This is a genomic window from Methanoculleus sp. DTU007 (assembly GCF_001512385.1).
GTDB classification, from domain to species: Archaea; Halobacteriota; Methanomicrobia; order Methanomicrobiales; family Methanoculleaceae; genus Methanoculleus; species Methanoculleus thermophilus.
On record NZ_LFRO01000077.1, the window covers coordinates 31641 to 41358 of the forward strand.

General features: G+C 57.3%; 12 protein-coding genes and 1 tRNA gene. All 13 read left to right on the top strand.

From position 1 onward, the window contains the following. Positions 1 to 7 precede the first annotated feature (7 nt). Entirely contained in the window at positions 8 to 409 is a 402-nt protein-coding gene (locus tag ACI94_RS08540; RefSeq protein WP_066958357.1) for a 30S ribosomal protein S9, read from the top strand. Positions 410 to 442: 33 nt separating this feature from the next. Further along, a complete protein-coding gene (locus ACI94_RS08545; RefSeq protein ID WP_066958358.1) occupies positions 443 to 631 on the top strand; it encodes a DNA-directed RNA polymerase subunit N in 189 nt (62 codons plus the stop codon). Beyond that, positions 632 to 706: transfer RNA gene (locus ACI94_RS08550), tRNA-Pro, on the top strand. Between the two features lie 31 nt (positions 707 to 737). Continuing rightward, positions 738 to 902, top strand: a complete 165-nt coding sequence (locus ACI94_RS08555) for a DNA-directed RNA polymerase subunit K (protein WP_083524846.1) — start codon at positions 738 to 740, stop codon at positions 900 to 902. Positions 903 to 912: 10 nt separating this feature from the next. After that, positions 913 to 2100 (top strand): phosphopyruvate hydratase, encoded by a 1188-nt coding sequence (eno, locus tag ACI94_RS08560; RefSeq protein WP_066958360.1) that lies wholly within the window; start codon positions 913 to 915, stop codon positions 2098 to 2100. A gap of 1 nt (position 2101) precedes the next feature. Next, positions 2102 to 2710 carry a 30S ribosomal protein S2 gene (gene rpsB, locus ACI94_RS08565; RefSeq protein ID WP_083524847.1) on the top strand — a complete coding sequence of 203 codons (609 nt, stop codon included), beginning with the start codon at positions 2102 to 2104 and terminating at the stop codon, positions 2708 to 2710. A 27-nt stretch (positions 2711 to 2737) separates the two neighbouring features. Then, positions 2738 to 3526, top strand: a complete 789-nt coding sequence (gene amrB / locus ACI94_RS08570; protein ID WP_066958362.1) for an AmmeMemoRadiSam system protein B — start codon at positions 2738 to 2740, stop codon at positions 3524 to 3526. Further along, positions 3527 to 4396 carry a mevalonate kinase gene (gene mvk, locus ACI94_RS08575; RefSeq protein ID WP_286681308.1) on the top strand — a complete coding sequence of 290 codons (870 nt, stop codon included), beginning with the start codon at positions 3527 to 3529 and terminating at the stop codon, positions 4394 to 4396. It abuts the gene before it with no gap. Then, positions 4389 to 5153, top strand: a complete 765-nt coding sequence (locus tag ACI94_RS08580) for an isopentenyl phosphate kinase (RefSeq protein ID WP_066958366.1) — start codon at positions 4389 to 4391, stop codon at positions 5151 to 5153. Before mvk ends, ACI94_RS08580 begins: the two co-directional genes overlap by 8 nt. Further along, a complete protein-coding gene (gene fni / locus ACI94_RS08585; protein ID WP_066958368.1) occupies positions 5150 to 6202 on the top strand; it encodes a type 2 isopentenyl-diphosphate Delta-isomerase in 1053 nt (350 codons plus the stop codon). The genes ACI94_RS08580 and fni overlap by 4 nt, the downstream gene beginning before the upstream one ends. A gap of 29 nt (positions 6203 to 6231) precedes the next feature. Then, entirely contained in the window at positions 6232 to 7569 is a 1338-nt protein-coding gene (locus ACI94_RS08590; RefSeq protein ID WP_273259298.1) for an RNase J family beta-CASP ribonuclease, read from the top strand. A gap of 10 nt (positions 7570 to 7579) precedes the next feature. Beyond that, the gene (locus ACI94_RS08595) at positions 7580 to 8545 is read left to right on the top strand and encodes a polyprenyl synthetase family protein (RefSeq protein ID WP_066958372.1); all 966 of its coding nucleotides are present in this window, start codon (positions 7580 to 7582) and stop codon (positions 8543 to 8545) included. 4 nt (positions 8546 to 8549) lie between these two features. Continuing rightward, the coding region (locus ACI94_RS08600) for a glutamate--tRNA ligase (protein WP_286681312.1) at positions 8550 to 9718 on the top strand (1169 nt) is incomplete at its 3' end.

The following is a 9718-nucleotide window of genomic DNA, read 5'->3' on the forward strand; positions in this document are numbered from 1 at the left end:
TGATGGAATGGCAAAGATCATCAACACAAGCGGTAAGAGAAAGACGGCAATCGCCCGGGCAACCCTGAAGCCCGGCAACGGCCGGGTCCGGATCAACTCCATTCCCCTGGAGATCTACGGAACCGAGTTGATTCGCATGAAGATCTCTGAGCCCCTGCTGCTGATTCCGAACGCGCTCGATGGCATCGATGCAGCGATCGACGTCTCAGGCGGCGGTACGATGGGGCAGGCAGAAGCAGTTCGAACAGCGCTTGCGCGCGGAATTGTGGAGTGGCATAACGATCCCCAGATTAAAGATGCATTCCTTGCGTATGACCGAACACTGCTCGTAAACGACTCCAGGCAGAAGGAAACCAAGAAACCGCACGGCCGCGGTGCACGGGCAAAGTTCCAGAAGTCCTACAGGTGAGGAAAGAAATATAAGGGATGGAGGACCATTATTATGATACCTGTACGATGTTTTACATGCGGTAAGGTCATCTCTACAGCCTGGGAGGAGTTCAAGGAGCGACGAGATGCAGGCGAGGATCCGGGACGGATCCTCGACAGTCTCGGTCTGGAGCGGTACTGCTGCAGACGAATGCTGCTGACACACAAGGAAATAGTGGAGGACCTGTATCCGTATCAGTGAGGGGTCGTGGGGTAGCCTGGACTATCCTATGGCGTTCGGGATGCTGTGACCTGAGTTCAAATCTCAGCGACCCCATTTTAGTATTAATTGATTCTGAGGCTACACGATGGAATCGTATACCCGGTATGAACGGGCGCGAATTATAGGGGCTCGTGCTCTGCAGATATCAATGGGTGCACCTGTTTTGATCAAAACAGCGAAGACAGAGCCGCTTGAGATCGCACTTGAAGAGTTCGATCGAGGCGTGATCCCTATAACAGTGAAGAGATAGTAGTGATCTGATGGCGACCATTGAACAGATTATCCTAAGAACGATCCTGGATAGCCGCGGAAACGAGACTGTCGAGGCTGAGATCTACACAGATTGTGGCTTTGGCCGGGCTGCAGCACCAAGCGGGGCGAGCACCGGGACCTATGAAGCAAAGGTGAGACCTCCGCGTGAGGCTATCGAGGATGCGCAGAAGAACCTGATTCCATCGCTCATTGGTGAAGACGCTCTCGATCAGATCACATTCGACGCGCTGCTTCGAGAACACGACGGTACGACCGACTTCAGTTCAATCGGCGCAAATGTCGCTGTAGCACTATCTCTCGCATGCGCAAAGGCAGCTGCATCCTCTCTTGACCTGGACCTCTTCCGGTACCTGGGCGGCGCATTTGCCAATGCGACACCCCTGCCGCTCGGCAACGTCATCGGTGGAGGCGCTCACGCCCCGAATGCCACATCTATCCAGGAGTTCCTGGTAGTACCCACCGGGGCATCCGGCGCAACGCAGGGGGTCTTTGTGAACGCTGCCGTTCATAAGACTGTAAAGAAGATCCTGCAGGAACGGGGCAAACTCTCCGGCAAAGGGGATGAAGGTGCTTGGGCACCCGCAATATCCGACGCCGAGGCGTTCGAGATCATGAGTGAGGCGATCAACACCGTCTCTGATGAGATGAACGTTGAGGTTCGGATGGGAATCGACGTAGCGTCTAGCGAACTCTGGGACGGCAAGCAGTATCGCTACAAAGATGCCTCACGGAGCCGCGAAGACCAGATCGCCTACATAGCAGAACTTGTCGACCGCTACAACCTCATCTACATCGAGGATCCCCTCTACGAGGAGGACTTCGAGGCATTCGCCGACCTGACCGCACAGGTTGGAGACCGCTGTCTGATCTGCGGTGACGACCTCTTTGTGACCAACGTCGAACGGATCACGAAGGGCATCGAGACGTGCGCGGCAAACTGCGTCCTGATCAAACCAAACCAGATCGGAACACTCACCGATACCTTTGAGGCGATAAACCTCGCCCAGGAGAACGGTATGGAGACGGTCATGAGCCACCGTTCCGGTGAGACCACCGACGCAACGATTGCACACCTTGCAACCGCATTTGGATGCATCTTCCTCAAGTCCGGCGTGGTCGGCGGGGAACGGATAGCCAAACTGAACGAACTGATTCGCATAGAGGAGCTGATCTAACTTGACTGGAAACGAACTTGAGATCGAACTGAAAGAACCACTGGTGCCCGTTGAAGACTACCTCGCAGCAGGTGTGCACATCGGCACGCAGCAGAAGAGCAAAGACATGATGAAGTTCATCTACCGTGTCCGCGGGGATGGGCTCTACATCCTGGATATCCAGGCGACTGACGAGCGGATTAAGACCGCTGCGAAGTTCCTCTCGCAGTATGAACCCGCTAAGATCCTGGTTGTCACCTCCCGGCAGTACGGCCAGTATCCGGCAAAGATGTTTGCCGATTCAATCGGCGCCATGGCTGTCATCGGGCGCTTCATCCCAGGGATGCTCACTAATCAGCGCTTAAACAAGTACATCGAGCCTGATGTGATCGTGGTGACCGACCCCATCGGCGACTCCCAGGCAGTCACCGAGGCAGTCCAGGCGGGCATCCCGATCGTCGCCCTCTGCGACACCAACAACATGACGAAGTACGTCGACGTGGTGATCCCGACGAACAACAAGGGCAGGAAAGCGCTCTCGATGATCTACTACCTCCTGACAAAGGAAATGCTCCGCCTGCGCGGTGTCGCCACATCACTCACTCCTGAAGACTTTGAGACAGAGTTATAAGACTCGAAGGCACAGAGCTCAATCTTGATGGATATGCGCCCATGCAGTGTAGCGGGAATGTTCTACCCTGCCGAGCCCAGGCATCTGGAGCAACTGCTGGAATCATTCTTCCAGAAACGGGCCCCGGAGATCGATGCCCGGGGCATCGTCTCCCCTCACGCCGGGTACGTATACTCCGGGGAGACTGCAGCCTGTGCCTTCTCCACCATACCGCCTGATTTTGATGGCACATTCGTTGTCATCGGTCCGAGCCACAGGGGGTACATGACCTGTGCCTCTGCCGTGCCGTGGGAGACCCCCCTCGGGATCGTCGATATTGATGAAGAGTTTATCGATGCGCTGGAGATCGAGGTTGATGAAGTATCACACCTGGACGAGCACTCGCTCGAGGTGCAGATGCCCATCATTAAATACCGCTTCCCGAGAGCAAGGGCTGTACCCATAATGATGGGAGACCAGCGTCATGAGGCTGCTGAGAATCTTGCAGAGCGTCTACTCTTGGCGACAGAACGCACCGGAAGAGACGTGCGCTTTGTAGCCTCAAGCGACTTCTCACACTACGTCCCGGACGAGGTGGCCCGCCGACAGGACCTCTACGCTATCGATGCACTCAAAAACCTGGATACGCATGAATTTTACCGCCGGCTCCAGGAGACCGGAGCCACGGCATGCGGCTACGGTCCGATAGCGACCATGTGCATCGTCTGCCGGTCGCTAGGCGCAAAGACCGGGGAACTCCTGCGGTATACAACCAGCGGCAACGTGACAGGGGACTTTAACCAGGTAGTGGGGTATGCAGCAATAGCGGTGGTATAATTGGCAACATGGAGCGCACCGGGCAAGGTCTTCCTGTTCGGTGAGCATGCAGTGGTCTACGGAAAACCAGGCGTAGCTATGGCAATTAAGCCCCGGGTCTTTGTCACAGTGCGGAAGTCCCGCAACCCAACACGTGCGAAATCGCCCTACATTGATGAATGTTTCAATATGTTGGGCGTCCGGGGCAGTGTCTATGTCCACTCGCAACTCCAGAGCTCGTCAGGGCTCGGATCATCGGCCGCGGTCACGGTGGCAACACTCTCTGCGATCAACGATGAGTTCGATATCGGGCACACCCGTGAGGAGATCGCTGAGATGGCATTTGCCGTCGAGAAAAAAGTTCAGAACGGGCGGGCAAGCCCAACCGACACCTATGTCTCGACGAACGGAGGAATGGTGCTCATCACAGGGAACTCCAAACGGAGACTCCCGCCACAGAGCCTTCATATCGTCGTAGGAAACACCATGGTGCCGCACAGCACCGCAAAGATGGTGGAACTGGTCGGAGACCTGCAGAAAAAGCATCCGGAGATCGCAAACCCAATACTCGATGCCATCGGGGCCGTGACGCTCAGCGCCCTCCACAACATCAACAACCCAAAAGAACTGGGGCGGTGTATGGACATGAATAACGCCCTCCTTGAGGCGCTCGGTGTGGGGCATCCAACAAGCAGTAAACTCATCCTCGCTGCAAGGGCAAGCGGCGCGTACGGTGCAAAGATCACTGGAGCCGGAGGCGGCGGTTGCATCATTGCCCTCTGCCCCAGGCGTGCAAAGAGCCGGGTCGCCGGTGCCATCGAAGCCTGTGAAGGAAGAGCAATCATCACGACCATCGATACGGATGGTGTACGAAAAGAGAAGCATGACTGATACCGTGATACTGAAACTGGGCGGGAGCGTGATCACCGATAAGTCGGGCGAATGCAGTATCGATCACGCTCGCCTGCACGAGATCGCGGACGAACTTGCCGCACGAAGAGCTTCCGCGCTCGTGCTTGTTCACGGTGCGGGATCATGCGGGCACCCGGAGGCCCGGCGTTACCGAATCAACGACGGCCTCACGAAAGAGAACGTGCCCGGCGTCTACTACACGCATGCAGCCGCTTCAAGACTGAACGATGCGGTCGTCGCTGCCCTGCGGGATGCCGGAGTCGAGGCAGTCGGCATCCATCCGCTCGATCTCGCTCTCGCCGAAGACGGCCGTCTGGTCTCGTTTGAGACCCGCCATATTGCCGAGATGACAGAACACGGAATTGTACCAGTGCTGCACGGCGATGTGGTGATGGACCGCCTGAAGGGATCGTGCATCGTATCGGGCGATCAACTGGTGACCCGGCTTGCCATCGCGCTCTCGAGCAGGCGGGTGGGTCTTGCAACGGACGTCCCCGGCGTACTGCAGAATGGATCGGTCGTTCCGCGAGTCGATCGGACCGTTTTTGAGACGCTCACTGTTGGCGGATCGTCGAAGACCGACGTGACCGGAGGGATGAAAGGCAAACTCATGGAACTCCTTGCACTCGCTGATGCCGGAATCGAGTCGCACATCTTCCATGTCTCTAAGATCGGCCAGTTCCTTGACGGCACCGGGCACGGCGGGACAATAGTGGCCAGACGGGGTGTATCATGACCAGAGAGACCATTACATCATCAAGAAAACGTGACCATCTGATCATCTGCTGTGAGAACCCCGTTGAAGCAGGCGATGCAGGATTCGGGGATGTCCGACTGGTCCACAACGCCCTCCCCGAGTGTGATATGGACGCGATCGATACCAGAACGCGGTTTCTTGGAGCAACACTCTCATCCCCCCTCTTCATTGCAGCGATGACCGGAGGGCATCCGGACACTCTCGAGGTGAATCGAAGGCTGGCGCGTGTCGCCGAACGATATAACCTCGGCATGGGTGTTGGTTCTCAGCGAGCGGCATTGGAGAACCCCGAATTGGAGGGGAGTTTCACCGTCGTGCGGGAGGAGGCGCCACATGCTTTCCTCTGTGCGAACCTCGGGATCATTCAGCTGCGCGACCACGGCATCGAGTGGGCGGAGCGGGCTGTCGAGATGATCGATGCACAGGCGATCGCCATTCACATTAACTCGCTTCAGGAAGCGATTCAGCCAGAGGGCGATCACAATGCAGAAGGGTGCCTTGCTGCGCTTCGCACCCTCTGTGAAGAGTTTCCCTATCCGGTCATCGTGAAGGAAACCGGATCCGGTATATCGGCCGAGACTGCAAGGGCAATCCGGGGGGCAGGAGCAAGCGCAATTGATATCGGTGGGTATGGAGGCACGTCCTGGGCGAAGATCGAGCGCCTGCGAGCAAGCGACCCCAGACTCGCCGAACTCGGGGAAGCGTTCCTATCCTGGGGCATACCAACAGTGGTGAGCCTCCGCGAGGTGCGAAAGGTAGGAGGCCCGATCATTGCAACGGGTGGGCTGCGATCAGGGATTGATATTGCAAAGGCAATCGCACTCGGGGCAGATCTCGGGGGCATGGCGCTCCCCCTCCTGAAACCGGCCATGGAGAGTGAAGACGCGCTCCTTGCAGCAGTTGATGCGATACAGCGAGAACTCGAGGTTGCAATGTTCCTGACGGGATCCCGGACGATGCGGGACCTCTCAAACGTACGGACATATATTACTGGATTAACCCGGGAAATGATTGAAACAAGCGACTGACCACAAAACATCCTAATACGGAGGATTACATGGATATTGAGATCATAGCAGTGGGCGGATATAACGAAGTCGGCAGAAATATGACTGCCGTCCGCTGCGGAAAAGAGATTGTCATCTTTGATATGGGTCTGCGCCTCGACCAGGTGATGATCCATGAGGATGCAGATGTTGAGAACATGCATTCTCTGGACCTGATCGAGATGAAGGCCATTCCTGATGACACCATCATGAATGCGGTGGAGGGGAGTGTCAAGGCGATCGTCTGTTCGCACGGGCACCTGGACCATATCGGTGCAATACCGAAACTGGCACACAGGTACAATGCTCCGATCATCAGCACGCCCTATACCACAGAACTGATCAGGCAGCAGATTGCGGGCGAACAGAAGTTCGGGGTGAACAATAAACTCTTCGCCTTGAGAGCGGGGCAGCGGTATACCATCTCCCCGCACCTGACCCTCGAGTTCGTGCGGAGTCAGCACTCCATCATCGATACGGTCTTTCCGGTCCTGCACACCCCGCGGGGAGCGATCGTCTATGCCGACGACTTCAAACTCGACCGAACTCCGGTTCTCGGAGAGCCGCCGGACTTCGCCCGGTTGCGGCAGATCGGGAAGGAGGGCGTACTTGCCCTCATCGTGGAGAGCGTCAACGTCGCTGATAGCGGGCGGTGCCCGAGCGAGAAGATCGCACGAGACCTCGTACGGGATACCATCACCAGTTATGAGGACGACAAGAACGCCATCTTTGTCTCGACATACTCATCGCATATCTCCCGTATCAAGACGATCGCCGAATGCGCCCACGAGATTGGGAGGAAACCGGTCCTCCTTGGGCGATCGATGGAGCGCTACTGTTCGGCCGCCGAGCAGCTGAAACTGGTCGGGTTCCCTGAGTCGCTCTCGATGTTTGGGAACCGCCGGACCGTCGATAGGACTTTGCGGCGGATAATGAAGACCGGAAAGGATAAGTTCGTTCCTATCGTTACCGGTCATCAGGGAGAGGCCGGCGCCATCCTGACAAGGATCGTGATGGGCGACACCCCGTTCAAACTGGAGAAGGGCGACAAGATCCTCTTCTCCGCAAAGGTGATTCCAAACCCGATGAACTATGGGCAGCGCTACCTTGTCGAGGCCCGAGCCAAGATGGCAGGCGTGCGGATCTTCGACGACCTGCACGTCTCAGGCCATGCCTACAAAGAGGACCACTACGAGTTCCTGCACCTCTTAAATCCCCAACACGTCATCCCGTCGCACGGCGACATCGGGATGACCGGGGAATACGCCAAGTTTGCAGAGGAGATCGGGTATACTTTCGGGAACGACCTGCACATCCTCCGGAACGGGCAGAACGTCTTGATTAAGTAGGAGATTGAACATGACAACGCTTGCAGACTACCTGGAGAAGAATGCTGACAGAATCGACAAGGTGATCCACCGCTACTTTGGTGATGTCCATGGCGACCTCTTCCGGGCGAGCGCCCACCTGCTGCTTGCAGGCGGAAAAAGGCTCCGCCCGGCGGTCGTCATGCTTGCTGCAGATGCAGTCAGGAAAGGGTCCTCGGACGACCTGATCCCTGCAGCCCTTGCATTGGAACTGACCCACAATTTTACCCTCATCCATGACGACATCATGGATGGCGACCGTGTGCGGCGCGGCGTCCCAACGGTGCACACCGTCTGGGACGAGCCGACGGCAATCCTTGCAGGCGATGTGCTCTACGCGAAGGCGTTTGAGTTCATCTGCCTCTCGGAAGCCAGCGATGCTGCAAAAGTTCGGGCGACGAAGATGCTTGCCCGGACATGTGCCGAGATCTGCGACGGGCAGAGCATGGACATGGCCTTTGAGAAGAGGAACGACGTCTCAGAGGCTGAGTACCTTGAGATGGTCAGCAAAAAGACTGGTGTCCTCTACGGTGCATCCGCCGCCATCGGCGGGATCCTTGCAGGAGCGAACCCGATCCAGACGGACGCCCTCTATCAGTTCGGGCTGAACAGCGGCATCGCCTTCCAGATTCAGGACGATCTTATCGACCTTCTCGCGAGCCCTGAAATAAGCGGCAAGGACCAGGCATCGGATATCCGGGAAGGGAAGCAGACCCTGATCGCGATCAAGGCGCGTGAGAAAGGAATTGACCTTGCTCCATACCGGAGGAGTCTCTCGCCCGAAGAAATCAACGACCTGATTGCCAAACTCAAGGATGCAGGCGTCATCGATGAGGTGCGGGAAAAAGCGGTCGAGCGGGCCACCGTCGCAAAGGAGGCGCTCTCGGTCCTCCCGAACTCGGAGGAGAAGCGTCTTCTTTCAGAGATAGCCGACTTCTTCATCGACCGGGGCAACTGATACGATGGACAACAGTCTCGAAGATCTGCTCTATATTTATGCCCTGCAGAATGCCGTGAAACATGAGAGTGCACCGAAAAGCGGAACTGTCATCGGCACGGTGCTCGGCAAGCATCCGGAGTTTCGCAGCAGGGCCAGGGAACTCGGCCCGATCGCAGGGAAGGTGATCGCAGAGGTAGCGGCGATGACCCCGGCGGAGAGGAAGAGTCGCCTTGAGGAACTCGCCCCAGAACTCCTTGCCGAACTCACCGAGACGCACGAGCATATCCGGGAACTCCCTGCGCTTGAGGGTGCCGAGAATGGCGTGGTGATGCGGTTTGCACCGAACCCGAGCGGACCGCTGCACCTCGGGCATGCCCGGGCCTCCATCCTGAACGATTACTATGTTAAGCGCTACGGCGGCCGGTATGTCCTCCGCATTGAGGATACCGACCCAAAAAGGGTCGATCCTGAGGCATACGATATGGTCCGGGAAGATGTCGAGTGGCTGGGGCTCGGGATCACCGATATCGTCTACCAGAGCGACCGGCTCGATATCTACTACGATCTCTGCAGGAAGCTCATCGAACTTGGAGGCGCTTACGTCTGCGTCTGCGAGCCTGAGCGGTTCCGCGAACTCAAACTCAAGGGGAAGGCCTGCCCCTGCCGGGAGCAGACCGTGGAGGAGAACCTGGAACTCTGGCAGCGGATGCTTGATGGAGAGTTCTATGAAGGTGACGTGACCGTCCGGGTTAAGACGGATCTCACCCATCCCGACCCCGCAATTCGCGACTACTCCGCAATGCGGATCGTGAGCTCGCCCCCCCACCCGCGGGTGGACGCGACGGTATTTCCGTTGATGAACTTCTCCGTCGCGGTCGACGACCATCTCCTCGGGATCACCCACGTCATCCGCGGCAAGGACCATATTGCGAACACGAGACGGCAGCGCTACATCTTCGATTACTTCGGCTGGAAACCGCCGGTCTACCGTCACTACGGTCGAATGGGGATATCGGGCGTCGTCCTCTCGACGTCGGGGATGCGCGAGGGTATAAAGAGCGGTCTCTACACCGGGTGGGACGATATTCACCTAGGAACGCTGCGAGCGATTGCACGCCGGGGTATCGAGCCGGAGGCCGTCCGGAACGCCATGGTCGATATCGGGATCGGGGAGACCGACATATCGTTCTC

Excerpts from the sequence above, each read along its gene's own strand:
- ACI94_RS08595 (WP_066958372.1), top strand. The coding sequence starts at position 7,580 with ATGACAACGCTTGCAGACTACCTGGAGAAGAATGCTGACAGAATCGAC.
- ACI94_RS08590 (WP_273259298.1), top strand. The coding sequence starts at position 6,232 with ATGGATATTGAGATCATAGCAGTGGGCGGATATAACGAAGTCGGCAGA.
- fni (WP_066958368.1), top strand. The coding sequence starts at position 5,150 with ATGACCAGAGAGACCATTACATCATCAAGAAAACGTGACCATCTGATC.
- ACI94_RS08545 (WP_066958358.1), top strand. The coding sequence starts at position 443 with ATGATACCTGTACGATGTTTTACATGCGGTAAGGTCATCTCTACAGCC.
- ACI94_RS08555 (WP_083524846.1), top strand. The coding sequence starts at position 738 with ATGGAATCGTATACCCGGTATGAACGGGCGCGAATTATAGGGGCTCGT.
- ACI94_RS08540 (WP_066958357.1), top strand. The coding sequence starts at position 8 with ATGGCAAAGATCATCAACACAAGCGGTAAGAGAAAGACGGCAATCGCC.
- eno (WP_066958360.1), top strand. The coding sequence starts at position 913 with ATGGCGACCATTGAACAGATTATCCTAAGAACGATCCTGGATAGCCGC.
- ACI94_RS08580 (WP_066958366.1), top strand. The coding sequence starts at position 4,389 with ATGACTGATACCGTGATACTGAAACTGGGCGGGAGCGTGATCACCGAT.
- amrB (WP_066958362.1), top strand. The coding sequence starts at position 2,738 with ATGGATATGCGCCCATGCAGTGTAGCGGGAATGTTCTACCCTGCCGAG.